Annotated in this window: 24 protein-coding genes; 11 read left to right on the forward strand and 13 right to left on the reverse strand. The window is 69.5% G+C overall.

Annotated features, from left to right (window positions below):
- Window position 1: 1 nt before the first annotated feature.
- On the reverse strand, window positions 2-526 hold the full coding sequence (locus LOKHON_RS05660) for a copper chaperone PCu(A)C (protein ID WP_017928291.1): 525 nt from the start codon (window positions 524-526) through the stop codon (window positions 2-4).
- Window positions 527-716: 190 nt separating this feature from the next.
- Here LOKHON_RS05660 and LOKHON_RS05665 point away from each other — a divergent pair, with 190 nt between their 5' ends.
- Both LOKHON_RS05665 and LOKHON_RS05670 read left to right on the forward strand, forming a co-directional pair.
- A complete protein-coding gene (locus LOKHON_RS05665; protein WP_017928292.1) occupies window positions 717-1,736 on the forward strand; it encodes a glycosyl transferase family protein in 1,020 nt (339 codons plus the stop codon).
- Entirely contained in the window at window positions 1,733-2,683 is a 951-nt protein-coding gene (locus LOKHON_RS05670; protein WP_081610573.1) for a siroheme synthase, read from the forward strand. The genes LOKHON_RS05665 and LOKHON_RS05670 overlap by 4 nt, the downstream gene beginning before the upstream one ends.
- Window positions 2,684-2,695: 12 nt before the next feature.
- Here LOKHON_RS05670 and LOKHON_RS05675 read toward each other — a convergent pair whose 3' ends face one another.
- The gene (locus LOKHON_RS05675; RefSeq protein ID WP_017928294.1) at window positions 2,696-3,238 is read right to left on the reverse strand and encodes a L,D-transpeptidase; all 543 of its coding nucleotides are present in this window, start codon (window positions 3,236-3,238) and stop codon (window positions 2,696-2,698) included.
- Window positions 3,239-3,410: 172 nt separating this feature from the next.
- Here LOKHON_RS05675 and LOKHON_RS05680 point away from each other — a divergent pair, with 172 nt between their 5' ends.
- Both LOKHON_RS05680 and cueR read left to right on the forward strand, forming a co-directional pair.
- Window positions 3,411-5,873 carry a heavy metal translocating P-type ATPase gene (locus tag LOKHON_RS05680; RefSeq protein ID WP_017928295.1) on the forward strand — a complete coding sequence of 821 codons (2,463 nt, stop codon included), beginning with the start codon at window positions 3,411-3,413 and terminating at the stop codon, window positions 5,871-5,873.
- Window positions 5,870-6,256 (forward strand): Cu(I)-responsive transcriptional regulator, encoded by a 387-nt coding sequence (cueR, locus tag LOKHON_RS05685; RefSeq protein ID WP_017928296.1) that lies wholly within the window; start codon window positions 5,870-5,872, stop codon window positions 6,254-6,256. The genes LOKHON_RS05680 and cueR overlap by 4 nt, the downstream gene beginning before the upstream one ends.
- 4 nt (window positions 6,257-6,260) lie before the next feature.
- Here the strand turns inward: cueR and LOKHON_RS05690 are convergent, their stop codons facing one another.
- From LOKHON_RS05690 to LOKHON_RS05705, 4 genes are all read right to left on the reverse strand, one after another.
- On the reverse strand, window positions 6,261-7,757 hold the full coding sequence (locus tag LOKHON_RS05690) for a replicative DNA helicase (protein ID WP_017928297.1): 1,497 nt from the start codon (window positions 7,755-7,757) through the stop codon (window positions 6,261-6,263).
- 210 nt (window positions 7,758-7,967) lie between these two features.
- The gene (locus LOKHON_RS05695; RefSeq protein WP_026147454.1) at window positions 7,968-8,642 is read right to left on the reverse strand and encodes an orotate phosphoribosyltransferase; all 675 of its coding nucleotides are present in this window, start codon (window positions 8,640-8,642) and stop codon (window positions 7,968-7,970) included.
- Window positions 8,643-8,664: 22 nt separating this feature from the next.
- Complete coding sequence (gene pyrC / locus LOKHON_RS05700; RefSeq protein WP_017928299.1) at window positions 8,665-9,717, reverse strand: dihydroorotase; 1,053 nt, start codon at window positions 9,715-9,717, stop codon at window positions 8,665-8,667.
- A 63-nt stretch (window positions 9,718-9,780) separates the two neighbouring features.
- A complete protein-coding gene (locus LOKHON_RS05705; RefSeq protein ID WP_033315516.1) occupies window positions 9,781-10,734 on the reverse strand; it encodes a hypothetical protein in 954 nt (317 codons plus the stop codon).
- A gap of 244 nt (window positions 10,735-10,978) precedes the next feature.
- Here LOKHON_RS05705 and LOKHON_RS05710 point away from each other — a divergent pair, with 244 nt between their 5' ends.
- A complete protein-coding gene (locus LOKHON_RS05710) occupies window positions 10,979-13,057 on the forward strand; it encodes an OmpA family protein (protein WP_017928301.1) in 2,079 nt (692 codons plus the stop codon).
- A gap of 258 nt (window positions 13,058-13,315) precedes the next feature.
- Here LOKHON_RS05710 and infC read toward each other — a convergent pair whose 3' ends face one another.
- The gene (gene infC, locus LOKHON_RS05715) at window positions 13,316-13,792 is read right to left on the reverse strand and encodes a translation initiation factor IF-3 (RefSeq protein WP_017928302.1); all 477 of its coding nucleotides are present in this window, start codon (window positions 13,790-13,792) and stop codon (window positions 13,316-13,318) included.
- Between the two features lie 247 nt (window positions 13,793-14,039).
- Here infC and LOKHON_RS05720 point away from each other — a divergent pair, with 247 nt between their 5' ends.
- The gene (locus LOKHON_RS05720) at window positions 14,040-14,612 is read left to right on the forward strand and encodes a hypothetical protein (RefSeq protein ID WP_017928303.1); all 573 of its coding nucleotides are present in this window, start codon (window positions 14,040-14,042) and stop codon (window positions 14,610-14,612) included.
- A 102-nt stretch (window positions 14,613-14,714) separates the two neighbouring features.
- On the opposite strand, the gene LOKHON_RS05725 is transcribed toward LOKHON_RS05720, so the two are convergent.
- The 5 genes from LOKHON_RS05725 to LOKHON_RS05745 all read right to left on the reverse strand — a co-directional run bounded on the left by LOKHON_RS05725 (window position 14,715) and on the right by LOKHON_RS05745 (window position 18,788).
- Entirely contained in the window at window positions 14,715-15,545 is an 831-nt protein-coding gene (locus LOKHON_RS05725) for a ferredoxin--NADP reductase (RefSeq protein ID WP_017928304.1), read from the reverse strand.
- A gap of 51 nt (window positions 15,546-15,596) precedes the next feature.
- A complete protein-coding gene (locus LOKHON_RS05730) occupies window positions 15,597-16,004 on the reverse strand; it encodes a DUF934 domain-containing protein (protein WP_017928305.1) in 408 nt (135 codons plus the stop codon).
- 66 nt (window positions 16,005-16,070) lie between these two features.
- Window positions 16,071-16,814 (reverse strand): phosphoadenylyl-sulfate reductase, encoded by a 744-nt coding sequence (locus LOKHON_RS05735; protein ID WP_017928306.1) that lies wholly within the window; start codon window positions 16,812-16,814, stop codon window positions 16,071-16,073.
- Window positions 16,804-18,486: a nitrite/sulfite reductase gene (locus tag LOKHON_RS05740; RefSeq protein ID WP_017928307.1), complete on the reverse strand. Its 1,683-nt coding sequence runs from the start codon at window positions 18,484-18,486 to the stop codon at window positions 16,804-16,806. Before LOKHON_RS05740 ends, LOKHON_RS05735 begins: the two co-directional genes overlap by 11 nt.
- A 2-nt stretch (window positions 18,487-18,488) precedes the next feature.
- On the reverse strand, window positions 18,489-18,788 hold the full coding sequence (locus tag LOKHON_RS05745) for a DUF2849 domain-containing protein (RefSeq protein WP_017928308.1): 300 nt from the start codon (window positions 18,786-18,788) through the stop codon (window positions 18,489-18,491).
- A gap of 141 nt (window positions 18,789-18,929) precedes the next feature.
- Between LOKHON_RS05745 and LOKHON_RS05750 the strand changes: the two genes are divergently transcribed.
- Window positions 18,930-19,391, forward strand: coding sequence for an Lrp/AsnC family transcriptional regulator (locus tag LOKHON_RS05750; protein WP_017928309.1), 462 nt, complete (start codon window positions 18,930-18,932; stop codon window positions 19,389-19,391).
- 75 nt (window positions 19,392-19,466) lie between these two features.
- Here the strand turns inward: LOKHON_RS05750 and LOKHON_RS05755 are convergent, their stop codons facing one another.
- A complete protein-coding gene (locus LOKHON_RS05755; protein WP_033315518.1) occupies window positions 19,467-20,633 on the reverse strand; it encodes a cytochrome P450 in 1,167 nt (388 codons plus the stop codon).
- A gap of 60 nt (window positions 20,634-20,693) precedes the next feature.
- Here LOKHON_RS05755 and LOKHON_RS05760 point away from each other — a divergent pair, with 60 nt between their 5' ends.
- The 4 genes from LOKHON_RS05760 (at window position 20,694) to LOKHON_RS05775 (ending at window position 25,666) form a co-directional block, all read left to right on the forward strand.
- The gene (locus LOKHON_RS05760; protein WP_017928311.1) at window positions 20,694-22,406 is read left to right on the forward strand and encodes an ATP-binding protein; all 1,713 of its coding nucleotides are present in this window, start codon (window positions 20,694-20,696) and stop codon (window positions 22,404-22,406) included.
- Complete coding sequence (locus tag LOKHON_RS05765; protein WP_017928312.1) at window positions 22,403-23,650, forward strand: sigma-54-dependent transcriptional regulator; 1,248 nt, start codon at window positions 22,403-22,405, stop codon at window positions 23,648-23,650. The genes LOKHON_RS05760 and LOKHON_RS05765 overlap by 4 nt, the downstream gene beginning before the upstream one ends.
- A 217-nt stretch (window positions 23,651-23,867) precedes the next feature.
- Window positions 23,868-24,872 (forward strand): DctP family TRAP transporter solute-binding subunit, encoded by a 1,005-nt coding sequence (locus LOKHON_RS05770; protein WP_017928313.1) that lies wholly within the window; start codon window positions 23,868-23,870, stop codon window positions 24,870-24,872.
- Window positions 24,873-24,973: 101 nt separating this feature from the next.
- Complete coding sequence (locus tag LOKHON_RS05775; RefSeq protein WP_017928314.1) at window positions 24,974-25,666, forward strand: TRAP transporter small permease; 693 nt, start codon at window positions 24,974-24,976, stop codon at window positions 25,664-25,666.
- Window positions 25,667-25,668 lie beyond the last annotated feature (2 nt).

Here is a 25,668-nt window from a genome sequence, read left to right on the forward strand (position 1 = left end):
TCTATTCGGCGGTGTCGTGATCCATCTCGCCGTGATTCATGTCGTCATGATCCATCTCGTCGTGATCCATCCCGGCGGCGCTGGGGTCGGGGCGCGGCTCGACATTGAACTCGACCGCGATCTCGCCCGCCTTTTCGAAGACCAGCGTGGCGTCGAAGGACTCGCCGATCTCGAACGGCGCCTCCAGCCCCATGAACATCACGTGCCCGCCTTCGCCGGGGGCAAGGGTCACGGTGTCGCCCGGCGCGATCTCGATCCGCTCGAGCGGCTGCATCGTCATCATGCCGTCGGCCTCGACCGACGTGTGCAGCGCCACCTTCGGGAAATCGGCCTCGACCGCGATCAGCGTGTCGGCGGTGTCGCCATCGTTGCGGATCTCGAAATACCCGGCGCCGGTGGTGGCGCGCGCGGCGGTCTCGATCGCGAAGGGATGCAGCACGGTCAGATCGCCGGCCTTGTAGTCATGCGCCTGCGCGGCGGTGGCGAAACCAAGGACGGCAAGAACGGCGAAAGGGCGAATGGTCATGAGATCTTCCTTGAGGCGAATGCGCCGAAGGCGCTCGGTCTGCACATAACAGCGTCGTCGCATGCGGAAAAAGCGGCCACTCGTCGCATCGCGTTCAAATCGCGGGGTGCCGCGCATTGACCATGCGCCCTTCCTCTGCGCCTCTGGCGGCCTAATCTGATGCACGACACCGACGAAAGGGCCCGATGCCATGACCCAGCCGACCGTATCGCCGCCCGCCGCGACCGCGCTTGCGCCCTTTGTCGGCGCGGTGGCGCGCGGGCCGGGGCGGGGCCGCCAGCTGTCGCGCGAGGAGGCGGCAGAGGCGCTGCGGCTGATCCTCGACGGCAGCGCGGCGCCCGAGGCGGCGGGCGCATTGCTGATGGTGATGCGCTATCGCGGCGAGGGACCGTCCGAGATCGCGGGCTTTGCCGACGCGCTGGCCAGCGGCGCGGATTGGCGCCGCGCCGCGCCCGATCTCGACTGGCCCTCCTATGCCGCCGGGCGCACCCGCGGCCTGCCGTGGTTTTTGCTCGCGGCCAAGCTGGTGGCGGGGGCGGGGCACCGCGTGGCGCTGCATGGCTGGAACGCGCATCGCGTTGAGATCCGCGACGCGCTGCCCGGTCTCGGCATCCCCGTGGCCGAGAGCGGCGCGGCGCTGGCCTCGGCGCTCGACGCGGCCTCCATCGCCTATGTGCCGCTGGAAGCATGGTCGCCCGGCGGCCACAAGCTGATCCGCCTGCGCGAGGTGTTCGGGCTGCGCTCTTGCATCAACACGGTGCTGCGCGTGGCCAACCCCTTTGGCGCGGGCGCGCAGGTGCAGGGCGTGTTCCACCCCTCCTATCGCGGGTTGCAGACCGACACCGGCGCGCTGCTGGGCCAGCGCAACCTGATGATCCTCAAGGGCGCGGGCGGCGAGTTCGAACGCAACCCGTCAAAGGAGATCGAGCTGTTCGGCCTGCTCGACGGCGCCGAGGTGGACCTGACCGCGCAGGCGCTCCGGGACGAAACCCGCCGCCTCGCCGATCCGGGCGGGCGGCCCGGCGATTTGCAGCGGCTCTGGCGCGGCGAGAGCGACGATGCCTTTGCCACGGCGCTGGTCACCGGCACCGCGGCGCTGGCGCTGCTGGCCTTGGGCGCGGCGCCGGGCCTCGCCCGGGCCGAGGCGCTGGCCGAGGCGCTGTGGCAGGCGCGCGACCGCGACGCGCTGCCCGCGGGGGCGGCGGCATGAAGGCTTTTCCGATGTTTCTCGCCACCTCCGGGCGGCGCATCGTCATCCTCGGCGGCGGCGAGCAGGCGGCGCAGAAGGCCCGGCTCGTGATCCGCACCGATGCCGAGATCGTGGTGGCGGGCTTCGAATTCGACGACGAATTGCATGCGCTGGCCGATGAAGGCCGGGTGCGGCTGGTCGATGCGCACGAGATCCACGCCGATTTGTTCGAGGCCGCGGCGATCACCTTCGTCGCCACCGGATCGGCGGGCGCCGACGGGGCGCTGCACGCGCTCGCCAAGAGCCTGGGCGCGCCGGTGGTCAACGTGGTCGACCGGCCCGCGCTGTGCGACGCGCTGACGCCGTCGATCGTCGATCGCGATCCGGTGGTGGTGGCGATCGGCACGGAAGGCACGGCCCCCGTGCTGGGCCGCCAGATCAAGACCGCGGTGGAGACCATGCTGGAGCCGCGGCTTGGCGCGCTGGCGGCGCTGGCGGGGCGGATGCGCGGCGCGGTGGGACAAAGGCTGTCGGCCCGCGCCCGGCGCGATTTCTGGGTCTGGGTGTTTTCGGGCCCGGTGCGCCGCGCCCATGCGGCGGGCTCCGAGCGGCGCGCGGCGCAGATCCTCAAGGCGCGGCTGGAGCAGGGGCCGGGCCCGTCCGAAGGGTCGATTGCCTATGTCGGCGCGGGGCCCGGAGAGGCGGATCTACTGAGCCTGCGCGGCGTGCGGCGGATGCAGGAGGCCGACCTGATCGTGCATGCGCCGGGGCTCGCGCCCGAGATCCTCGAACTGGCGCGGCGCGACGCGGAACGGCAGGTCGCCGCCGACCCGGTCGCGGCGGCGCTGGCGGCGGCGCGGGAAGGCGCGCGGGTGGTGCTTCTGGTGCCGGGCGGCGCCGCCGAGCTGCCCTCCGCCTTGCGCGACGCGGACACGCTGTCGGTCGAGCACGTGCCCGGAATCGCCTGACCCCGCGCGGGGTCAGACCACGGTGACGTGGCTGCCGATCGACACGCTGTCATACAGCGCCATCACGTCCTCGTTGCGCAGCCGGATGCAGCCATTCGACACCGAGGAGCCGATGGTCTCGGGGTTGGTGGTGCCGTGGATGCGGTAATAGGTGTCGCGCCCGTCGCGGTAGAGATAGAGCGCGCGCGCCCCCATGGGATTGTCCGGCCCGCCGGGCACGCCATCGGCGTATTTCGCATATTTGTCCGGCTCGCGCGCGATCATCGCGTCGGTCGGGCGCCATGACGGCCATTCGGCCTTGCGCTGGATCACCGCCGCGCCCTTGAATTCCAGCCCGGCCCGGCCGACGCCGACACCGTAGCGCATCGCCACGCCGGGGCGGCGGATGTGATACAGGTGGAAATCCTCGGGGATGACGTAGATGTCGCCCGGCGCAAGCCCTGGATGCACCCGCACCTCGGTCGGCAGGAGCCCGCTGCGCTGTTGCGCGGCGAGCGGGCGCGACAACGGCGTGGCCAGCGCCGCGAGAAGCAGGCTGCGACGTGTGATGCTCATGGCGATCCTCCTGTCTGTCGGTTCTGTGGCGTCCGCGCCCCCGATATGAGCGGGCGCGGGGCGGCCCGGTCAAGCGATGCCCCTTGTTATCGGATGACAGGCGCCGGGCGGGCTTGACCTTCCCGTGACTGGAACCTTTATCTGTCTTGCGGACCAGCCAGAGGATCGCCGGATGACCGCCCAGCCCACCATTTTGCGGATCGACAACATGTCCTGCGCCTCTTGCGTGGGCAGGGTCGAGCGCGCGCTTGCCGCCGTGCCCGGCGTGACCGAAGCGCAGGTCAATCTCGCCACCGAGGCGGCCACGCTGCGGGGCGGCCAGCCGGGCGAGATCGTGGCCGCGCTCGACCGGGCGGGCTACCCGGCCCGGCGCGACAGGGTGCGGCTCGGGATCGACGGCCTGTCCTGCGCCTCCTGCGTGGGGCGGGTCGAACGCGCGCTCGCCGCCGTGCCGGGCGTGATCGAAGCGCGCGTCAACCTCGCCACCGCGACGGCAGAGGTGGATCGCCTCGCCGGGGGGGCGCCGGTGGCCGAGCTGATCGCGGCGGCGCAGGCGGCGGGATACGCGGCGCGCGACGCCGATGACCGCCCGTCCGGCAACGGCGCGGGGGCCACCGGGGACCGCAAGCCCGCCGAGGCCGGGCAGCTCATGCGGCGCGCCGGGGTGGCGGCCGTGCTGACGCTGCCGGTCGTGGGGCTCGCCATGGGCGCGCATGCGATCCCGGGCGTTCACGCGGCCATCGCGCAGGGCATCGGCCACTGGACCAGCTGGCTGATCCAGTTCGTGCTGACGACGCTGGTGCTCGCCGGGCCGGGGCGGATTTTTCTGATGCGCGGGCTGCCGGCGCTGTGGCGCGGCGCGCCCGACATGAACAGCCTCGTGGCGCTGGGCACGTTGGCGGCCTGGGGCTATTCGACCGTCGCCACATTCGCGCCGGGGCTGCTGCCCGAGAGCGCCCGCGCCGTCTATTTCGAAGCGGCGGGCGTCATCGTCACGCTGATCCTTCTGGGCCGGGCGCTGGAGGCGCGGGCCAAGGGGCGCACCGGCGCCGCGATCCGGGCGCTGGTCGATCTGCAGGCGCCCGTGGCCCGGATCGAGCGCGGCGGCGAGACGGTCGAGATCGACGCGGGCGCGCTGCGCCCCGGCGACGTGATGCTGGTGCGCCCCGGCGACCGCATTGCCACCGATGGCGAGGTGATCTCGGGCGAGAGCCGGGTCGACGAGGCGATGCTGACCGGAGAGCCGGTGCCGGTGGCCAAGCGCGCGGGCGATGCCGTCACCGGCGGCACCGTCAACGGCAATGGCGCGCTGCGCGTCCGCGCCACCGCCGTGGGCGCCGAGACCCGGCTTGCCGAAATCATCCGCATGGTCGAGGCGGCGCAGGGGGCAAAGCTGCCGATCCAGGGCCTCGTCGACCGGATCACCGCGTGGTTCGTGCCCGCCGTGCTCGGTCTTGCGGTGCTGACGGTGGCGGCGTGGCTTCTTCTTGGCCCCGCGCCCGCGCTGACCCATGCGCTGGTCGCGGGGGTGTCGGTGCTGATCATCGCCTGCCCCTGCGCGATGGGGCTCGCGGTGCCGGTGTCGATCATGGTGGGCACGGGGCGGGCGGCCTCGCTCGGGGTGCTGTTTCGGCGCGGCGATGCGCTGCAGGCGCTCGACGGGGTGCGCGTGGTGGCCTTCGACAAGACCGGCACGCTGACCCAAGGACGCCCGGCGCTGACCGATCTCGATGCGCTGGCCGGGCAGGACGAGGCCGCGATCCTCGCCGATGTCGCGGCGCTCGAGGCGCAGTCCGAGCATCCGATCGCGGCGGCCATCGTCGCGGCGGCCCGCGCGCGCGGGCTTGCGCCGCAGGGGGCCGAAGGCGTGGAGGCGGTGCCGGGGCGCGGGCTGAAGGGGCGGGTCGGCGGGCGCGCGGTGCTCGTCGGCAATGCGCGGCTTCTGTCAGAGGCGGGGGTCGATCCCGCGCCGCTCGAAGATCTGGCCCGCGCGCAGGCCGGGCGGGGCCGGACGCCGGTGCTCGTCGCCATCGACGGCGCGCCGGTGGCGGCGCTCGCGGTGGCCGACCCGCTGCGGCCGGAGGCGCGCGCGGTCGTCGGCACGCTCAGGTCGATGGGGGTCGAGGTCGCGATGATCACCGGCGACAGCCGCGTCACGGCCCGCACCATCGCCGCCGAGCTGGGCATCGATCTGGTCGAGGCCGAGGTGCTGCCAGAGGGCAAGGTCGCCGCGGTGCAGGCCCTGCGCGACCGCGGCCCGGTGGCTTTCGTGGGCGACGGCATCAACGACGCGCCGGCGCTGGCGGCGGCGGATGTCGGCATCGCCATCGGCAGCGGCACCGAGGTCGCCATCGAAAGCGCCGAGGTGGTGCTGTCATCCGGCCGGATCGGTGCGGTGGCCGACGCGCTGTCGATCAGCCGCCGGGTGATGCGCAACATCCGCCAGAACCTCGGCTGGGCCTTCGGCTACAACATCGCGCTGATCCCGGTCGCCGCCGGGGCGCTTTATGCGGTAAACGGCATGATGCTGTCGCCGGTGCTGGCGGCGGCGGCGATGTCGGTCTCCTCGGTGCTGGTGCTGACCAACGCGCTGCGGCTGCGCGGCATGCAAAGGATCGTGGAGGAGGGGTCATGAATATCGGAGAGGCCGCGACGCGGGCCGGGCTGCCCGCCAAGACGATCCGCTACTACGAGGAGATCGGCCTCGTGGCACCGCCGCGCGACGGCAATGGCTATCGCCGTTTCGGCGAGCGGGAGGTGCACAAGCTGGCCTTTCTCGCCCGCGCGCGGTCCTTGGGCTTTTCGATCGAGGATTGCCGGGTGCTCTTGTCGCTCTACGAGGATCGCGACCGCGCCAGCGCCGAGGTGCGCCGCCTCGCGCAGCGCCATGCCGAGGAGATCGAGGCGCGCATCGACCGGTTGCAGCAGATGCGCGCCACGCTGGGCGACCTGATCGAATCCTGCGCCGGCGACGACCGGCCCGATTGCCCGATCCTCAAGGATCTGGCGGGGAAATGACGGCTCAGAAGTCGCGCGGGGCGTTGCCGTCCTGCCAGGGCTTCACGAGGTTGCCGAAACGGGTGAAGCGGCCCTCGAAGCTCAGATCGACCGAGCCGATCGGGCCGTGGCGCTGCTTGCCGATGATGACCTCGGCGCGGCCATGCAGGCGCTCCATCTCGTCCTGCCAGACGGCCATCTTGTCCATCTCGTGGTCGCCGGGCTTCTCGCGTTCCTTGTAGTATTCCTCGCGGAACACGAACATCACCACGTCGGCATCCTGCTCGATCGAGCCGGATTCGCGCAGGTCCGACAGCTGCGGCCGCTTGTCCTCGCGGCTTTCCACCTGGCGCGACAGCTGCGACAGCGCGACCACGGGAATGTCGAGCTCCTTGGCGATGGCCTTGAGGCCCTGGGAGATCTCGGAGATCTCGTTGACGCGGTTGTCGCCCTTGCCGGTGCCCTTCACCAGCTGCAGATAGTCGACGAACAGCGCGTCGAGCCCATGCGTCCGCTTGAGCCGCCGCGCCCGCGCCGCGAGCTGGGAAATCGGCAGGGCAGGTGTGTCGTCGATATAGAGCGGGCAGCTTTCGAGCTGCTTTGCGGCATCGACGAAGCGGCGGAACTCGGCCTCGGTCATGTCGCCGCGGCGGATCTGCTCGGACGGCACCTCGGAGGCCTCCGACAGGATACGCGCGGCGAGCTGTTCGGCCGACATCTCCAGTGAATAGAAGCCGACGACGCCGCCATTGACCGCGCCTTCGGTGCCGTCATGCGTCATGCCGCGCTTGTAGGCCTTGGCGATGTTGAAGGCGATGTTGGTCGCCAGCGACGTCTTGCCCATCGAGGGACGCCCGGCGAGGATCAGAAGGTCCGAACGGTGCAGGCCGCCGAGCTTCTTGTCGAGATCGACGAGGCCGGTGGAGACACCGGCGAGACCGCCATCGCGTTGATAGGCGGCGTTGGCCACCTTCACCGCGTCGGTGACGGCGCGCAGGAAGGACTGGAAGCCCGACTCCGAGCTGCCCTGCTCGGCCAGCTTGTAGAGCTTCTGCTCGGCCTCGACGATCTGCTCCTTGGGCTCCGACGACACCTCGACCTTGGCGGCGCGGTCGGCGATGTCGCGGCCCAGACCGATCAGCTCGCGGCGAATCGCGAGGTCGTAGATCATCTGCGCGTAGTCGCGCGCGGCAAAGCCCGAGATCGCGGCGCCGGCGAGGCGCGCCAGATAGGCCGGGCCGCCGAGCTCCTTGAGCCCCTCGTCGTCTTCGAGAAAGGTCTTGAGCGTCACCGGCGAGGCGAGCGCGTTCTTGGCGATACGCTGGGCCGCGACGTCGAAGATGCGGGCGTGAACCGGATCGTAGAAGTGATCCTTCGACACGATCATCGCGATCCGGTCGAACACGTCGTTATTGGTCAGGATCGCGCCCAGAAGCTGCTGCTCGGCCTCGATCGAATGCGGCATCTGGTCCGGTTTCGCCTCTTCGAGCGCGCCCGGACGGAATGTCGTGATCTCGTTCATCGCTGCTACCCCTTGGCCCGCGCGCCGTGCCCGCGACGCGTATCGCCGCTGATAGACAACGACGGGGCGGGGACGCAACTTGTATAAGGCTGTGGATAACCTGTGGAGACGCCGCGCCCTGCCATATCTTGGCGCGGTCGCGGGGTTCAGGTCAACATCTTGTTTACGTAAGGGCAGGCGGGTCGGCTATTCCAAGCCGACCGTCACCTCTCAGCCACGCGCCGCGGCCCATCCGGCGGGGTTGCGCAGGTAGCGCTCCACCTCGTCGAGGGTGGCCGCGTCGAAGGCCTCGCTGCTTCGCGCCTCGGCCAGGACGTCCCACCAGGTGCACAGGTGAATGAGCCCGATGCCATGTTCGGCGAGGGATTCCGTCACGCCTTCGAAGATGCCGTAATAGAAGATGACGGCGGTCCAGTCGCAGGTCGCGCCGGTGTCGCGGATCGCCTCGACGAAGCTCAGCTTGGAGCCGCCATCGGTGGTCAGATCCTCGACCAGAAGCGCGCGCTGGCCTTCGCTCATCGCGCCCTCGATCCGGGCGTTGCGGCCATAGCCTTTCGGCTTCTTGCGCACATAGCTCATCGGCAGCGCCATGCGCTCGGCCACCATGGCGGCAAAGGGAATGCCCGCCGTCTCGCCGCCCGCAATGTTGTCGAACGCCTCGAAGCCCGCCTCGCGCATGATCTGGATGCTGAGGAAATCCATCACCGTGGCGCGGATCCGCGGGAAGGAAATGAGCTTGCGGCAATCGACATAGGTGGGCGCCTGCTTGCCGGAGGCATGGGTGAAGGGCTCGGTCGCGTTGAACTGGACCGCGCCGATCTCCAGCAGCATGCGCGCGGTCAGCCGCGCGATCTCGTCCTTCGGGGGGTAGCCGGTGGGAATCATCATTGTCTCTTTGTCGTGAGGGTCAGTCTTCGACGCGCCAGTGCAGCGCGAATCCGGGATCGAACACGGTCACGGGGCCGTCGCCGGTCTCGATCCGCTCGGGGTAGGTGACGGGCGCGCCCTTGACCAAGGTGATCGTGTCGTCATTGACCGGCAGCTTGTAGAAACGCGGCCCGTTGAGCGAGGCAAAGGCTTCGAGATGGTTCAGCCGACCCGCGGCCTCGAACACCTCGGCCAGGCAGGACATGGTGTTGGGCGCGGTGAAGATGCCCGCGCAGCCGCAGGGCTGCAGCTTGGCCGGATCGCTGTGCGGCGCGCTGTCGGTGCCGAGGAAGAACCGCGGATCGCCCGAGACGGCGGCCTGCACCAGCGCCACGCGGTGGCGTTCGCGCTTGGCCACCGGCAGGCAGTAGTAATGCGGCTTGATGCCGCCCGCGAGGATGTGGTTGCGGTTGATGATCAGGTGATGCGTGGTGATCGTCGCGGCGAGGTTGCGCGGGCTGTCGCGCACGTAATCCACCGCGTCGGCGGTCGTGACGTGCTCCATGACGACGCGCAGATCCGGCACCTTGCGGCGCAGCGGCTTGAGCACGCGGTCGATGAACACCGCCTCGCGGTCGAAGATGTCGACAGTGCCGTCGGTCACCTCGCCATGCACGCAAAGCGGCATGCCGATTTCGGCCATCGTCTCCAGCACCGGGCGCACGCGGTCGAAATCGCGCACGCCGGAGGCGGAGTTGGTGGTCGCCCCCGCCGGGTAGAGCTTCACCGCGGTGGCGATGCCGTCGCGATGGGCCTGGCGCACATCCTCGGGGTCGGTGTCCTCGGTCAGGTAAAGCGTCATTAGCGGCGTGAAGCGGCTGCCTTCGGGCAGGGCGGCGCGGATGCGGTCGCGATAGGCGGCGGCCTGCTGGGCGGTGACCACGGGCGGCACGAGGTTGGGCATGATGATGGCGCGGCCGAAATGGCGGGCGCTTTCGGGCGCCACGGCGTCGAGCATCGCGCCGTCGCGCAGATGCAGGTGCCAGTCATCGGGGCGGCGGAGGGTGATCCGGGTGGGGCGTGCGTCTTTCATGGGCGTTGTCCTACACCGGCCCGCCGGGCCTGACCATAGGTCACGGGCCGCCCGGCCGCCGGGTCAGCCGGCGCGCGACACCGGGCCCGCCGGACGGGGCCGGGCCACCGGCGGGGTCTTGAGCTTCGAGGCGAAATGCTGCGCCTCGGAGGTGGTGAGCCCGTGGCGGCACAGCCGTTCGGCGCGGCCCGGATGGCCGCTCTGTTCGAGCTGGCGCAGCAGGCCGCGCAGATACAGCGCATTGTCGCGCCGCGCCCGCCAGATCCGGGCAAAGGCCGCGCGGTCGAGCCGGTCCTCCATCGCCAGCTCCAGAAGCGGCGCGAGCGCGCCGGCCTGTTCGAGGATGGGGTCGAGCCGGCTGCCGGCATGGGCGGCGCGCAGCCGCGCGACATTGCTCCGGCGAAACAGCGCGGCATGGACCGCGTCGGCGGCGTGGTTGGGGTCGAAGATCACGGTGACGCGCTCGGCCGCCTCGGCCATGTCGGGCGCATAGCCGTAGCGGCTGTTGAAATCGAGCCGTCGCGCGGCGAGATGGCGCCGGTCCCAGCCCGCGATCTCGGGATCGAGCGTGGCGACCGGGCGCAGCGCCAGCACCCGCGCGCCGGGCGAGGCGACCGAATAGGCGGCGGCGGCATAGCCGGTTTCGTGGTGACCGAAGAACAGCACCCGCTCGAAATCCTCGAAGAAGCCCTCATCCACCAGCCGGTCGACATAGCCCCAGACGCGCGGCGCGCGAAACCAGCCTGGCCCGTCCGAGATCAGCACCAGGACCGACCAGCCCATGCGCGTGGCCATCTCGAAGCCGCGGGGCCGGGCGCCGGGCCTGCGCCGGATCTGGTCGCGGGTCTCGAAGCTGACCATGAGCCGCGGCCCGGCATCGATGAACAGCGCCGCGTGACCGGGGCCGAGCCGTTCGTAATAGCCATGCTCCTCGCCGATCCGGTCGAGACTTGCCTGCCAGTCGTCGACGGGCAGGCCGCTCAGATCGGTTTCCAGATCAGGCAACATTTCGGTCATCTGGCGCTCCAAGTCGCGAGGCCGCGATGCGCGGTCCCCTGGCTTGTTAAAATCCTGCGCGAATACGGCGGAAATTGGCAAGGGCGGTGCTCTTTTTCCGTCTGTTTTCGTGCAGCCGCAGCCGATGGCAGCGGCGTGTTATTGCATAGCATGGCCCCGCCGGGATCCATGGCGCGGCTGTCCGCGTTGCACCGGCAATGCCTGTCCCGCCGCGAGGCGCAGGGCGGCCCGAGAGGAGAAATTCATGAAACGAAGCTATCGCACCACCACGGCGCTGGCAGCCGGCCTGTCGCTGATGCTGCCGCATCTCGCCCCGATTGCCGCGGCCCAGCAATCGGGCGGGGCGCTGTATTGTCTTGATGGCGACACGCCGCCTTGCGACGACGAAGCCGTGACGCAGGGTGTGCCCCTGGCCGATCTGAAGCCCAAGGTGCTTCAGCGACTTGCCGAATCCGGCGAGATCGACGCCGAGGCCGCGGCGCAGGCCGGGCTCGATTTCGAGCTGTTGACCAGCGGCGATCGCAAGGCGATCCGCCAATCCCTGCGCGCGCTGCGCGGCGATGCGGATGATGCGGTTTCCGACCTCACCGACGCCGTGGAAGACGCCGCCGAAGCCGCGACGTCCGAGGTTCGGGCCGGTGCGGACGAGGCGCAGGCCGCGACCGAGGCCGCCGAAGCCGAAGCTGCCGCCGCAGCCGAGGCGCAGGCTGCCGCCGAGGCGGAACAGAAAGCCGCTGCCAAGGCCGAGGAGAAGGCCGCGAAGAAGGCCGCGCGCAAAGCTGAAAAGCAGGCCGAGGTCGAAGCACAGGCCGCCGAAGAGGCGGCGCGCGAAGCCGAACTGCAGGCCGAGGCGGACGCTCAGGCCCAAGCCGAGGCAGACGCTGCCGCACAGGCGGAGCAGCAGGCCGTGGAGCAGGCCGAGGCGGAGGCCCAAGCCGAGGCAGACGCTCAGGCCGAGGCCGAAGCCGAAGCTCAGGCTGCTGCCAAAGCGGAGCAGAAGGCCGCCGACAAGGCCGCGCGCAAGGCTGAAAAGCAGGCCGAGGTCGAAGCGCAGGCCGCCGCTGCCGCCGAGGCGGAACAGCAGGCCGCCGAAACCGCCGAGGCGGATTCCGACGCCGAGGCGACCGATGAGACCGCGGCGGGCAAGCTGACCAAGGAAGAGCGCGCCGAACGCCGCGCGAAGCGCGAAGCGCGCCGGGCCGAGCGCCGGGCCGAGCGCGACGACGTCGACCCGACCGCCGATGAGCCGCAGACATCCGTGGCCGCCGCCGCGTCGGACGAATCCGCCGCCGCCGAGGTCACCGAGACCGAGATCGACGAGGAGAACTCGCGCCAGAGCGACGAGGAATTCGAGGCCGAGGTCGGTGCCGAGGCGAACGCCGAGGCCGAAGCCCAGCAGGAAGCCAGGAAGGACAAGGATGACGGGCTGTCGGATTTCCAGAAGGCCCTGATGCTCGGCATCGGCGCCGTGGCCGTCGGCTCGCTTTTGAACAATGGCCGCGAGGTCGTGGCCAATACCGGCGACCGGGTCGTGGTCGAGGGCGATGACGGGCTCGAGATCTACCGCGACGACGACGCGCTCTTGCGCCAGCCCGGCGCCGAGATCCGCACCGAGAGCTTCGATGACGGCTCCAGCCGCACCACGCTCACCCGCGAGGACGGCACCAAGGTGGTGACGATCCGCGACGCGCAGGGCCGCGTGCTGCGCCGCAGCCGGGTCTTTGCCGACGGCACCGAGATCGAGCTGTTCGACGATCTCGCGCAGTCCGAGCCGGTCGATGTGCGCAGCCTGCGCGAAGCGGAACCGGCGCCGGTCACGCTGACCACCGCGGAGGCCGACCGCGCGGCGCTGATCGAGGCGCTGCGCGCCGAGGCGGCGGTCGATACGGGCCGCAACTACAGCCTGCGGCAGGTGCGCGAGATCGAAGCGGTGCGCGCGCTCGTGCCGGCCATCGATCTCGACACGCTGACCTTTGCCACCGGTTCGGCGGCGCTGCGCCCCGAGCAGGCCGCGACGCTGGTGGATCTGGGGCTCGCGATCGAGGACCGGCTGGCCGAGAACCCGCGCGAGGTGTTCTTGATCGAAGGGCACACCGATGCCGTGGGCAATGACGCCTACAACCTCGCCTTGTCGGATCGCCGTGCCGAAACCGTGGCGCTGGCGCTGACCGAAACCTTCGACATCCCGCCCGAGAACCTCGTGGTGCAGGGCTATGGCGAACGGTTCCTGAAGATCGAGGATGAGGGCGACGTGCAGGCCAACCGCCGCGCCACCGTGCGCCGGATCACGCCGCTGCTGCAGCAGGTGGCCTCGGCGCAGTAAGGCCCCGGCCTGACATGAGAGGATGACGGGCCGCCCTTCGGGGCGGCCCGTTCGCGTTTGCGGGCGACGGCGCAGCGGCGGGGGAGGCTGGCGGGCCCTGCCGTGCGCCATGCGCCGGGCGCCGGGGGCGTCGACGGGCCCGCCATCATGCGCCGGGCGCCGGTGGGGCATGGTGGCCCTGCGCGGCTTCGGCGGGCCGGGACGAAAAAGGCCGCCCCGAAGGGCGGCCTCTGGCATCGGCGGCTTGGCACGACGCGGTTATTTCTGGCTCGGCCCGATCATCATGACCATCTGGCGGCCTTCCATCTTGGGCATGTTCTCGACCTTGCCGATCTCGGAGACGTCGCTGGCGACGCGCTGCAAAAGCTCGCGGCCCAGTTCCTGGTGCGCCATCTCGCGGCCGCGGAAGCGCAGCGTGACCTTCACCTTGTCGCCCGCCTCGAGAAACTTCAGGACGTTCCGCATCTTCACGTCGTAATCATTCGTGTCGGTGTTGGGGCGGAACTTGACCTCCTTGATTTCAAAGGTCTTCTGGTTCTTGCGGGCCTCGGCCTCTTTCTTCTGGGTCTCGTATTTGAACTTGCCGAAATCCATGATCTTGCAGACCGGCGGCGCGGCGTTGGGCGAGATCTCGACGAGGTCGAGACCGGCCTCTTCGGCGAGAGCCAGGCCACGCTCGGGGCTGACGACGCCGATGTTTTCGCCGTTCTGTCCGATCAGTCGGATTTCGGCCACGCGGATACGATCGTTGACGCGGGGGCCGGTGTCGCGCGTTGGCGGCGCGTTATGAGGTCTGCGGGCTATGGTGCAAGTCCTTCGGTTGTTCGATTGGCTGGTCGAAAGGTAGTCGCCCCGGTAGAGCGTTTCAAGCCGCAAAACAAGGGCGGAACGCCATCCGAATGCGGCCCGCGACATGGCTTCTGCTGCCGCGCGTGCTATGACATCGGGCAAAGCTTCAGGAATTTCAGCAAGGATGAGCACAATGATGAAGATACTCGGTATCGTCGCCGCCGCGGTGCTCGCGGTGATCGTGGTGACCACGCTTTGGGGGGGCGACGAGACGGAGCTGTCGACCGGCGACGACGACATCGGCCAGCTGGCCGAAACGCCCACCGCCGATATCGGCGACGAGGGCGAGGGCGAGATCAACCCCGATCCGGTCGAGGACATGGGCGAGGAGCCGGTGCCGGCGATCGACCAGCCCACCACCGAGGCGCTGACCGACGAAGTCGAGGAAGAGACCGTGCCCGCCCCCGAAGGCAATGAGCCGACGATCCTCATGGACGATGTCAACCGCGCCGAGGAGGTCGAGGAGGCCGCCGAGGACGCCGCGGGAACCGAGGCCGCGGGCACCAATGAGGGGCTCGCCATTCTCGAAGAGGCGCTGCGCCCCGAAAGCTTCGATTACGAGGCCGTGCAGCAGGCGATCTCCGACAGCGCGCTCGAGCAGGACCGCAAGGACCAGCTGGCCACGGCGCTGGAGCGGGCCCGCCGCTATCCCGCGATCCGCGATTCGCTTCTGGAGGACATTCGCGTCGAGCTGGGCGTCGAGTGATCCGCCCCCCGCGCGCCGCGTCGTCCGGACGCGCGGGGCCGCAAACGAAAACGCCGCGCGGATCGCTCCGCGCGGCGTTTTTGTTCGGCGCTGACGGGCGGATCAGCCGACGAAGGCCTTTTCGATCACGAACTCGGCCGGGTCGGAATTGGCGCCCTCGCGCAGCCCAGCCTGCTCCAGCAGCGCCTTGATGTCGAGGTTGAAGGCGAGGCTGCCGCAGACCATGGCGCGGTCGGTGGCCGGGTCGAGCGGCGGCAGGCCGAGATCGGAGAACAGCTCGCCATTCTCGATCAGATGCGTGATGCGGCCCATCTTCGGGCTCTCTTCGCGGGTGGTGGTCGGGTAGTAGACCAGCTTGTCGAGGTTTTCCTCGCCGATCAGCTCGCGCAGCATCTCGTCGGATTTGACGCTCTCGACCAGTTCGCGGCCATAGGTCAGCTCTGCCACGTCGCGGCAGGTATGGGTGACGATCACCTGCTCGAACTTCTCGAAGGTTTCCGGGTCGCGCAAGAGCGAGGCGAAGGGCGCGAAGCCGGTGCCGGTCGAGAACAGCCACAGCCGTTTGCCGGGCACCAGCGCGTCATGCACCAGCGTGCCGACGGGCTTGGGCCGCAGGATGATGTGGTCGCCTTCCTGGATGTGCTGAAGCCGGGAGGTGAGCGGGCCGTCGGCGACCTTGATCGAGTAGAACTCCAGCTCCTCGTCCCAGTTCGGCGAGGCGATGGAATAGGCGCGCATCAGCGGCTTGCCGTTGTCGCCCATCAGGCCGATCATCACGAATTCGCCCGAGCGGAAGCGCAGGCTCGCGGGGCGGGTCACGCGGAACGAGAACAGGCTGTCGGTGTAGTGACGCACGGCGGTGACGACCTGCGCGTCGGGGGATTTGGCCACGTGGGTGGCGTTGGTCTGGGTCACGGGGCTTTGCTCGGTCATTACTCTCTCGCTCGGCTCAATAGGGTATGGGGCGCGAAAAGGACAGGCGGCTCAGCCGCGCAGCCGCGCCTGGTAGTTGTGCGATTGCCAGTCGGCGCGGGCCAGCCACTGCTCTTCGGCCTGGCGCGCGGCCAGGTCGTCGGAGATCTCGACCTCGTCGAACCCCGACCGGCGGGCCATGGCGTATTGATCCGCGATCACGTGGCCGGCCGCGCGCAGCCGCCCCGTGAAGCCCAGGGAGCGCAGGTCGCGCGCATGGGTGAACCCGCGCCCGTCGGAAAAGGCGGGGAAGGTCACGCGGATCGCCGCGATTTCGCCCAGACGGCCCACCAGCTCGCGCGGGTCGTCGGCGGGGGCGATCTCGACGGCGGTGTCGGTGTCGCCGAACTCGGCCAGCGGCACGAAGCCGCCTTCGAAATCATCGGGGCCAAAGCCCTTGTCGGTCACGATCACGGTCATCTCGTCCTCTCGGGGCCGCGCCCCTGTTCATCACTCCGAAAAATACGCAGGTCCGGCGTGTCGGTTTCAGGCCTCGGCGGGTTTGCCGCGCACCATCTTTCCGTTCACGAAATGGATGCCGCATTCTTCCTTGTCGCTGTCGCGCCAGCGTCCGGCGCGGGGGTCTTCGCCGGGCGCGACCTTGCTGGTGCAGGGCGCGCAGCCGATCGAGGGGTAGCCCTGCGCCACCAGCGGGTGCCGCGGCAGGCGGTTCTCGGCGATATAGTCCTGCAGGTCGGTGCTGGTCCAGTGGGCCAGCGGGTTGATCTTGACCCGCAGGTCGTCCTCGTTCTCGAAGAAATCGAGGGCGGCGCGGGTCTTGCCCTGGTAGCGCTTGCGCCCGGTGATCCAGCTGTCGAAGCCCGACAGCGCGCGTTGCAGCGGCTCGGTCTTGCGGATCGCGCAGCACAGGTCGGTGTTCGATTTGTGCAGCACGCCGTCGGGGTCGTGCTCGGCCAGCGCCTCGGGCCGGGCGCGGATGGTGCGCACGTCCTTGAGGTTCAGCCGCTCGGCAAGCTCCATCTGGTAGGTCAGGGTTTCGGCGAACAGCATCTCGGTGTCGATGAACAGCACCGGGGTGGTGCGGTCGATCACCGAGACGAGGTGCAACAGCACCACCGATTCCGCGCCGAAGGAGCTGACCATGGCGATCCGGCCGAGCGCGTGCTCGGCCAGCGCCTTTTCGAGAATGGCGGTCGCGCCGTGGTGGCGGTAGCGGGCGTTCAGGTCACGGACGGTCTCGTCGATGCGGTGCGGTGTGTCATGCAGCATCGGCCCGCTCCGGTTTCGCCGCCTGCTCGGGGTAGAGCACGGATTTGAACGGCGCGGGCCCGAGGCGGCGATAGGCGTCGAGGAAGGTCTCCTCGGGGCCTGCGCGCAGGTCGAGATAGCCCAGCACCAGCCGCTCGATCGCGGGCACGATCTCGTCCGCCGAGAAGCCGGGACCGGCGCGCTCGCCGATGCTCGCCGTCTCGTCGCCCGAGCCACCCAGCGTCACCTGGTAGTTCTCGACGCCGGCGCGATCGAGCCCGAGGATGCCGATATGGCCGACATGGTGATGGCCGCAGGCGTTGATGCAGCCCGAGATCTTGATCTTGAGCGGGCCGACATCGTGTTCGAGCTTCAGCTCCTCGAAGCGCAGCGCGATCTGCTGCGCGACCGGGATCGAGCGGGCCGTCGCCAGCGCGCAGTAATCCATGCCGGGGCAGGCGATGATGTCCGAGACCAGCCCGATATTGGCCGCCGCGAGATCGTGCTTGCGCAGGGCGGCATGCAGCGCCGGCAGGTCGTCCTTGTGGACATGCGGCAGGATCACGTTCTGCTCGTGGCTGATGCGCAGCTCGTCATGGCCATAGGCTTCGGCCAGATCGGCCAGCACCCGCATCTGTTCGGCGGTGGCGTCGCCCGGCGTCTGGCCCGGCTTCTTGAGCGACACGCTGACGATGGCATAGCCTTGGGCGCGGTGCGCGGTGAGGTTGGTGTCGGCCCAGCTGCGGAACAGCGGGTCGGCGGCATAGGCCGCGTCATAGGCGTCGGTCGGGGCCGCGCGGAAGGCGGGCGGGGCGAACTGGGCGCGGATCTCTTCGAACAGCTTCACGTCCACGCCCGAGAAGGCGGGCTTGGTGCGGGTGAACTGTTCGTTCACCGCCGCTCGGAAACCGTCGAGACCGTTTTCGAACACGGTGATCTTGAGCCGCGCCTTGTACTTGTTGTCGCGCCGGCCCAGCAGGTTGTAGGCGGCGACGATGGCCTCGCAATAGGGCAGCAGGTCTTCCTGGCTGACGAAGTCCTCGATCACCTTGCCGATCATCGGGGTCCGGCCGAGGCCGCCGCCGACCAGAACCTTGTAGCCGATCTCGCCCGCGGCGTTCTCGACGATCTGGATGCCGATGTCATGCGCCTGGATCACCGCGCGGTCGGCGCTGGCGCCGGTCACGGCGATCTTGAACTTGCGCGGCAGGAACTGGAATTCCGGGTGGTCGGTCGACCACTGGCGCAAGAGTTCGGCGACGGGGCGCGGATCGGCGATCTCGTCCTGCGCGGCCCCGGCGAAGTGGTCGGCGGTCACGTTGCGGATCGTGTTGCCCGAGGTCTGGATCGCGTGCAGCCCGACATCGGCCAGCGCCTGCAGCATGTCCGGCACGTCGCGCAGGGCGGGCCAGTTGTACTGGATGTTCTGGCGGGTGGTGAAGTGGCCGTAGCCGCGATCCCATTTCTCGGCCAGAAGCGCCAGCGTGCGCATCTGGTCCGAGCGCAGCGTGCCGTAAGGGATCGCCACGCGCAGCATGTAGGCGTGAAGCTGCAGGTACAGTCCGTTCATTAGCCGCAGCGGACGGAACTCCTCCTCGGTGAGCGAGCCGTCGATCCGGCGCTCCACCTGGCCGCGGAACTGGTTGACGCGCTCTTGCACGAAGGCGCGGTCGAAGTCGTTGTAGTGGTACATGTTCAGAGCTCCACCTGCTTGCCGTGGGCGTAGTTCGACGGACCGCGGGTGCGGAAGGTTTCGCGGAAATGCGTGGGCTCGGGGCCGTCGGCACCCGGCACGGCATCGGCGAGATAGGGGCCGACGACGATGTCGGCCTGGGCCTGTGCCGCCAAGAGCCGCAGCTCGGCATGGGCTTCCTCGTCGAGAAGCTCGGCCTCGCGCATGTCCGGGGTCCAGCGCCCGTCGGCGGTCAGCCAGACGGCATCGCCTTCGAGAAGGCGGTTGGCGGTCACGACCTTGGGCGTGAACTTGCGGGGCATGGCGCGATCTCCGTCCTGTGTATTGGCCCTGATATAGGACGAATGTCTTGCTTTTGGCCACCGGGCCGGGCAGATAAGGAATGTGTGTTCCGTCATGCTCGCCTGGGCGGACATGCGTTCCAATATCGAGGAGAGCCACGAATGTCGTTCCAGCCCGACGAGATCGACCGGAAGATCCTGATCGAGTTGCAGCGCGATGCCGGGCGGTCGCTCGACGAAATCGCCAAATCGGTGGGATCGTCCAAGACGCCGGTATGGAACCGGATCCGCAAGATGCGCGAGCGCGGCATCATCGGGCCGCAGACCGTGGTGCTCGACGCCGAGGCGCTGGGCTTCGAGGCGTGTTTCTTCGTGCTGATCCGCACATCGGCCCACGAGGCCGATTGGCAGGCCAAGTTTCTCGCCACGCTGCGCGACCGGCCCGAGGTGCAGGAGGCGCACCGGCTGGCGGGGGATATCGACTACATCCTGAAGGTACGGGTGCGCAACGCGCGCGCCTATGACGCCTTTTACCAGGCGTTGATCGCCGAGGTGCGGGTGCAGAGCGTCACGGCGCTCTTGTCGATGGAGGAGATCAAGTCGACGGTGGCCCTGCCGCTCTGAAAGAGCGCACTAAGCCTGCCGCTCTGAAAGAGCGCGCCAAGCCTGCCGCCCTGACGGCGCGGAAAGGCGGCGGCGCTAGAAGGCGCGCACCATCAGCCGCTCCAGACCGTGGAAATGGTAGAGATCGGCATAGCGCGGCGTCTCGGCGAGCGCGAGGTCCGGGCAATGGCGCATCAGCGATGACAGCGCGATCCGCATTTCCAGCCGCGCGAGCGGCGCGCCGACGCAGAAATGGATGCCCGCGCCGAAGGCCAGATGCGCGGGACCGCCCCGGCCGGGATCGAAACGATCCGGGTCGGGATAGACGGCGGGGTCGCGATTGGCCGCGCCCAGAAGGCAGCCGATCCTGTCGCCGCGCGCGAAACGCTGGCCGAAGATCTCCAGATCCTCATAGACCCAGCGGGTGAACATGTGCAGCGGCGGGTCGATCCGCAAAAGCTCGTCGACGCAGGCCGCGTCGATTTCGCGGTGATCGTGCTCCAGCAACGTCTTCACCGCGTTGCCGAGCCCGTGCACCGTCGCCTCGTGGCCCGCGTTGAGCAGCAGGATGCAGGTCGAGACCAGCTCGTCCGTGCTCAGCCTGTCGCCCTGTTCTTCGGCGGCGATCAGCTCCGAGATCAGGTCGTCGGCGGGGTTGCGGCGCTTTTCGGCGATGTAGACGGCGAGAAAATCGCAAAAGGCCTGCGTCGCCATTTCGGCGGCGTCTTCCTTTGTCCGGCTGCGACCGGCCTGGTACATGCCGACCATGGCGTTGGACCAGGCGAGCAGCTCGTCGACCCGGCTTTCGGGCAGCCCCATCAGCCGCGCGATGACGATCACCGGCACCAGCTTGGCATAGCTGTCGATCAGGTCGAAGGGCCCGCGCGGAAAGCCGTCGATCAGCCGGTGGCACAGATCCTCGATCCCCGGCGCGAGCGCGTCGATGCGGCGCGAGGTGAAGGCGTGCAGCACCAGCTTGCGCAGGCGGGTATGGGCGGGCGGCTCCAGCTCCAGCATGGAATGCGCCTCGCAGGCGTAGAAGGCGGCGAGATGCTGGGGAATGTCGGGGGCGCGTCCGACCGGCGCCTGGCGGCCCATGCGCCGGTCGCGCAGGATCAGGGACACCGCCTGATGCGAGCTGGCGCAGGCCATGCCGTAATCGGCCCAGCGAAACAGCGGCCCGGCGGCGCGGGCGCGGTCGTAGAACGGGTAGGGGTCCTGGACGAAATCGGGATCGGTGGGTGATTGGGTCAATTCCTGCATGAAGATCAGCGTGGCGCGTGGCACTGGTCTTGGCAAGCGCGCAGGCGATATGATGCGCCGATGAATGCTTCGCGGATCAGGCGCGCCTTGCGGGCGATCGGGTTTCTGGCGCTGGTGGCGGCGCTGGCGCTGGCGGTGCAGCATTGGGGGTTTCGCGCCGCGCTGGCCGAAATGTCGCGCCGCGGCACCGCCGATCTGGCGCTCGCCTCCGACCGGCTCACCGGGGAGCTGCAACGCTACCGCCAGCTGGCGGTGCTGACCGCGCGCCATCCCGATCTCGCGCCGCAACCCGGCGATGACAAGGGCCGGGCCGGGGCGCTGTTGCGCCGCACCGCCGACGTGACAGGCGCGCTCGACATCGTGCTCCTTGACACGCGCGGCCGCGAGATCGCCGGGGCGGGGCGCGCGGCGCCGCGCGGCCATGCGGGCATGGCGTGGTTCGAACGGGCGATGGACGGGGCGCTGGGCGTTGCGCATCTGTCGAGCCGCCGCTACGGGCGCCGGGTCTTTTTGTTCGCCGCCCCGATCTTTTCCGAAGCCGGGCCGGTCGCGGGCGCGGTGGTGGTGGTCACCGACATCGAGGCGATCGAGGCGGGCTGGCGCGGCGACCGCCCGGCGCTGTTCTTCACCGACCCGGCGGGCCGGGTCTTCGTGTCGAACCGCTCCGAGCTTGTCGGGCGCGCCGATCTGGGGCGGGTGTCGCGTGCGCGCGTGGCGGGCCACGAGGTCTGGCGCATGCGGGCGGGGCCCTATCTGCCCGAGCGCGGCCTGCACCTGACGCAGCCCTTGCCGGTGATCGGGCTGACCGGGGAGGCGCTGCTCGACACCGCGCCGGCGCGGCGCATCGCGCTGTTGCAGGCCGCTGCCGCCGCAGCACTCTGTCTCGCCTTCGGGGCGATGCTGTTTCTCGCCACGATCCGGCGGCGCACGCTGGCGCGCGCCAATGCGCGGCTGGAGGAGCGGGTGGCGCAACGCACCGTGGCGCTGCAGGCGGTCAATGCCAACCTGCAGCGCGAGGTGGCCGAGCGCGCCGCCGCCGAGTCAAGGCTCCGGCAGGCGCAGGCCGATCTGGTGCAGGCGGGCAAGCTGTCGGCGCTGGGCCAGATGTCGGCGGGCATCAGTCACGAGCTGAACCAGCCGCTGATGGCGATCCGCAGTTTCGCCGAGAATGCGGGCACCTTTCTGGAGCGCGGCAACGCGCAGGCGGCGGGCCGCAACCTCGAGCGCATCTCGGAGCTGGCGCGCCGCATGGGACGGATCATCCGCAACCTGCGCGCCTTTGCCCGTCAGGAAAGCGAGGCGGTGGTCGATGTCGATCTCGGCGCGGCGGTCGACGCGGCGCTGGAGATGGCCGCCGCCCGCGCCCGTCAGGCCGAGGTGGAGATCATGTGGACCGCGCCGCGCCCGCCGGTGATCGTGCGCGGCGGCGAGGTGCGGCTTCAGCAGGTGGTGCTCAACCTCGTCGGCAACGCGATCGACGCGATGGAGGGCCGCGCAGAGAAGCGGCTGGCGCTGTCGATCACCCGCGAAGGCGGGCGGGCGCGGCTCACGGTGCGCGACAGCGGGCCGGGGATCGGCGCGCCGGACCGGATCTTCGATCCGTTCTACACCACCAAGGAGGTCGGCGCCTCGGAGGGGATGGGCCTCGGCCTGTCGATCTCCTACGGGCTGGTGCAGAGCTTTGGCGGCGCGATACGGGGCCGCAACCACGAAGAGGGCGGGGCCGAGTTCACGGTGGAGCTCGATCTCGCGCAGGCGAGCGAGGCGGCATGACGATCAGGGTTCTGCTGGTGGATGACGACCGCGCCGTGCGCGAGGCGCTGGGACAGACGCTGGAGCTGGCGGATCTCGACCCGATCCTCGCGGGCTCCTATGTCGCGGCCAAGGATCACATCGCGCCGGATTTCGACGGCGTCGTCGTCACCGATATCCGCATGCCCGGACGCGACGGGTTCCATCTTCTGGAGCGGGCGCGCGAGGTCGATCCCGATCTGCCGGTGATCCTGCTCACCGGCGAGGGCGACATTCCGATGGCGGTGCGGGCGATGGAGCGCGGCGCGCATGCCTTTCTCGAAAAGCCCTGCGCCCCGGCGGAGCTGGTCGCGGCGGTGAAGCGGGCGCTGGGCCTGCGCGCCGAGGTGCTGGCGGCGCGGCGCGCCCGCGCCGCCAGCGTGGCGGGGGATGCGGCGCGGCGGATGCTGGTGGGCCGCTCGGCGCAGGCCGAGGCGATGCGCGAGCGGGTGCGCGCCATCGCCCGCGCCTCGGCCGAGGCGCTGGTCTGCGGCCCGCCCGGCTCCGGCACCTCCAAGGTGGCCGAGGTGATCCATCTCATGTCGGCCTCGGCCCGCGCGCCTTTCGTCAAACGCGCGGGCGCCGGGCTCGACGAGGCGGCGCTTCGGGCGGCGTTCGAGGAGGCGGAGGGCGGCACGCTTTATCTCGACGAGATCACGGCGCTGCCGCCGGGCACGCAATACGCGCTGCTCGACCGGCTGGAGGGGGGCGGCGCGCGCCCGCGCGTGATCGGCGGCAGCACCCGCGATCCGGGCGCCGAGGCCGAGGCGGGGCGGCTCAACCCCGAACTCTACTGGCGGCTCGACCTGATGCGGGTCACGATCCCGGCGCTGCGCGAGCGGCCCGACGACATCCCGGTGCTGTTTCGCCATTACGTCGCGCAGGCCTGCGAACAGGCCAACCTGCCAATGCCCGAGATCGGGCCCGAGCTGCTCGCCCGGCTGATGGCGCGCGACTGGCCCGGCAATGCCCGCGCGTTGACCTCGGTGGCGATGCGGGTGGCGATGGGGCTCGACCCCGGTCTCGACGCGCCGCAGCAGGATGCGGGCGCGCCGGGCCTGACCGAGCAGCTCGCCCGCGTCGAGCGGTCGCTTCTGATCGAGGCGCTGCGCCGCCATGCCGGCCACGCCACCCGGACGGCCGAGGCGCTGAAGCTGCCGCGCAAGACCTTTTACGACAAGCTGGCCCGCCACGATCTGCGCCCCGAGGATTACCGCCGCGATTGAGTGTGTGGATTTCCACACATTCACCCCCTGCCGTTGTGCGGATTGTCGCGCATCAAGGCGGGGCACCCCGCCGATCCCGTGCAAAGACCGGCTTTCAACCGCCTGTTTTTCGGTCGCTTTCCGGATCCTTTGCGGATGCGCGGTTTCCGGCTTGAGCGGCGAAGATCCCGGCTGTCTTGTCGTCACGACGCAACGACAGTCTCATGGGAGGAGACACATGAAATACCTTTCCCTCGCCGCCACCGCCGCCGCCCTGTCGATCGCCGCGCAGGCCGCGCAGGCCGACCCGATGGGCTGTGACGCGGGTGAGACCGTGGTCAAGTTCAGCCATGTCACCAACACCGACAAGCACCCCAAGGGCATCGCCGCCGAGCTTCTCAAGACCCGCGTCAACGAGGAGATGGACGGCACGATGTGCATGGAGGTCTTCCCGAACTCCACGCTTTACACCGACGAGCAGGTGATCGAGGCGATGCTGCGCGGCGACGTGCAGATGGCCGCGCCCTCGCTGTCGCTGTTCGAGAGCATCACCAAGGCCTACCGCCTGTTCGACCTGCCGTTCCTGTTCGACGACATCGCCGCCGTCGACGCGTTCCAGGCCTCCGAGGAGGGCCTCGCGATGCTCGACAAGATGCAGCGCCGCGGCGTGCAGGGCCTGGGCTTCTGGCACAACGGCATGAAGCAGATGTCGGCCAACACGCCGCTTCTGGAGCCGGGCGATGCCGAGGGGCTGAAGTTCCGCGTGCAGCCCTCCGACGTGCTCGTGGCGCAGATGGAGGCGCTCGGCGCCAGCCCGCAGCCGATGGCCTTTGCCGAAGTCTACGGCGCGCTGCAGACCGGCGTCGTCGACGGGCAGGAGAACACCTGGTCCAACATCTATGGCCAGAAGTTCTTCGAGGTGCAGGACGGCATCACCGAGACCAACCACGGCGTGCTCGACTACATGGTCGTGGCGAGCGTCGACTTTCTCGACAGCCTCGACCCGGCGGTGCGCGACCAGCTCGTGACCATCACCGAGGAAGTGACCGCCGAGCGCAACGCCGCCGTCACGCAGGTCGATGCCGAGGCGCGGCAGGCGATCCTCGACGCGGGCGGCGAGATCCGCGAGCTGTCGGACGAGCAGCGCGCGGCCTGGGTCGAGACCATGAAGCCGGTCTGGGCGCAGTTCGAGGACGAGGTCGGCGCCGACATGATCGAGGCGGCCCAGAGCGCCGGCCAGTAAGCACCGGTCATGGAAAGCAGGGGGCCGGGCCGCCGCCGCGCGGCCCGGCCCCTTGCATGTCCGGGGCCCGCAACACGCCGCAAATTGAGGGGAGAGAGGGGATGAACGCCGTCCACACCACGCCCGGCAGGGGGCGCCTGGGGCGCATCGTCGAGGAGTTCGAGGAGGGCATGATCGCCTTCCTGCTCGGGGCGATGACGCTTTTGACCTGCACCAATGTCATCATGCGCTACGGCTTCAACAGCTCGATCATCTGGAGCCTCGAGACCGTGCTGATCCTGTTCGCCTGGCTGGTGCTGTTCGGCATCGCCTACGGCTTCAAGATCACCGCGCATCTGGGCGTGGACGCGGTCATCAACCTGCTGCCCGCCCGCGGCCGGCGGGTCGTGGCGCTGATCGCCTGCGCCGCCTCGCTCGCTTACGGCGTGCTGCTTTTGAAGGGCGCGTGGGATTACTGGGCGCCCTTTGCCGACCTGCCCAAGACCACCGGCATCTGGCTGCCCACCGGGTTCGACACGGCGGCCCGCACCACGTCCTATTTCGAGACCGACCAGATCCCGATGTTCGACTGGCTGCGCTTTCTCGAAGGCTGGATCAACTACGACGAGCGCTATTCCAAGATGCCGCGCGTGATCCCCTACCTGATCCTGCCGATCTCGGCCGCGCTGATCCTGTTTCGCCTGATCCAGGCCACGATCCGCATCTGGAAGGGCGAAGCCGAGAGCCTGATCGTCAGCCACGAAGCCGAGGACGCGGTGGCCGACGCCGCGCATATCAACCGGGAGATCTCCTGACC

It is taken from the genome of Limimaricola hongkongensis DSM 17492 (genome assembly GCF_000600975.2).
GTDB classification, from domain to species: Bacteria; Pseudomonadota; Alphaproteobacteria; order Rhodobacterales; family Rhodobacteraceae; genus Limimaricola; species Limimaricola hongkongensis.

Coding starts and splice junctions, on each gene's coding strand:
- LOKHON_RS05670 (WP_081610573.1), top strand. CDS start 1,733: ATGAAGGCTTTTCCGATGTTTCTCGCCACCTCCGGGCGGCGCATCGTC.
- LOKHON_RS05720 (WP_017928303.1), top strand. CDS start 14,040: ATGATGAAGATACTCGGTATCGTCGCCGCCGCGGTGCTCGCGGTGATC.
- LOKHON_RS05675 (WP_017928294.1), bottom strand. CDS start 3,238: ATGAGCATCACACGTCGCAGCCTGCTTCTCGCGGCGCTGGCCACGCCG.
- LOKHON_RS05735 (WP_017928306.1), bottom strand. CDS start 16,814: ATGCTGCATGACACACCGCACCGCATCGACGAGACCGTCCGTGACCTG.
- LOKHON_RS05680 (WP_017928295.1), top strand. CDS start 3,411: ATGACCGCCCAGCCCACCATTTTGCGGATCGACAACATGTCCTGCGCC.
- LOKHON_RS05760 (WP_017928311.1), top strand. CDS start 20,694: ATGAATGCTTCGCGGATCAGGCGCGCCTTGCGGGCGATCGGGTTTCTG.
- LOKHON_RS05745 (WP_017928308.1), bottom strand. CDS start 18,788: ATGCCCCGCAAGTTCACGCCCAAGGTCGTGACCGCCAACCGCCTTCTC.
- LOKHON_RS05775 (WP_017928314.1), top strand. CDS start 24,974: ATGAACGCCGTCCACACCACGCCCGGCAGGGGGCGCCTGGGGCGCATC.
- LOKHON_RS05710 (WP_017928301.1), top strand. CDS start 10,979: ATGAAACGAAGCTATCGCACCACCACGGCGCTGGCAGCCGGCCTGTCG.
- LOKHON_RS05765 (WP_017928312.1), top strand. CDS start 22,403: ATGACGATCAGGGTTCTGCTGGTGGATGACGACCGCGCCGTGCGCGAG.
- LOKHON_RS05740 (WP_017928307.1), bottom strand. CDS start 18,486: ATGTACCACTACAACGACTTCGACCGCGCCTTCGTGCAAGAGCGCGTC.
- LOKHON_RS05695 (WP_026147454.1), bottom strand. CDS start 8,642: ATGATTCCCACCGGCTACCCCCCGAAGGACGAGATCGCGCGGCTGACC.
- LOKHON_RS05665 (WP_017928292.1), top strand. CDS start 717: ATGACCCAGCCGACCGTATCGCCGCCCGCCGCGACCGCGCTTGCGCCC.
- LOKHON_RS05705 (WP_033315516.1), bottom strand. CDS start 10,734: ATGACCGAAATGTTGCCTGATCTGGAAACCGATCTGAGCGGCCTGCCC.
- LOKHON_RS05770 (WP_017928313.1), top strand. CDS start 23,868: ATGAAATACCTTTCCCTCGCCGCCACCGCCGCCGCCCTGTCGATCGCC.
- pyrC (WP_017928299.1), bottom strand. CDS start 9,717: ATGAAAGACGCACGCCCCACCCGGATCACCCTCCGCCGCCCCGATGAC.
- LOKHON_RS05755 (WP_033315518.1), bottom strand. CDS start 20,633: ATGCAGGAATTGACCCAATCACCCACCGATCCCGATTTCGTCCAGGAC.
- LOKHON_RS05725 (WP_017928304.1), bottom strand. CDS start 15,545: ATGACCGAGCAAAGCCCCGTGACCCAGACCAACGCCACCCACGTGGCC.
- LOKHON_RS05730 (WP_017928305.1), bottom strand. CDS start 16,004: ATGACCGTGATCGTGACCGACAAGGGCTTTGGCCCCGATGATTTCGAA.
- LOKHON_RS05690 (WP_017928297.1), bottom strand. CDS start 7,757: ATGAACGAGATCACGACATTCCGTCCGGGCGCGCTCGAAGAGGCGAAA.
- LOKHON_RS05660 (WP_017928291.1), bottom strand. CDS start 526: ATGACCATTCGCCCTTTCGCCGTTCTTGCCGTCCTTGGTTTCGCCACC.
- cueR (WP_017928296.1), top strand. CDS start 5,870: ATGAATATCGGAGAGGCCGCGACGCGGGCCGGGCTGCCCGCCAAGACG.
- LOKHON_RS05750 (WP_017928309.1), top strand. CDS start 18,930: ATGTCGTTCCAGCCCGACGAGATCGACCGGAAGATCCTGATCGAGTTG.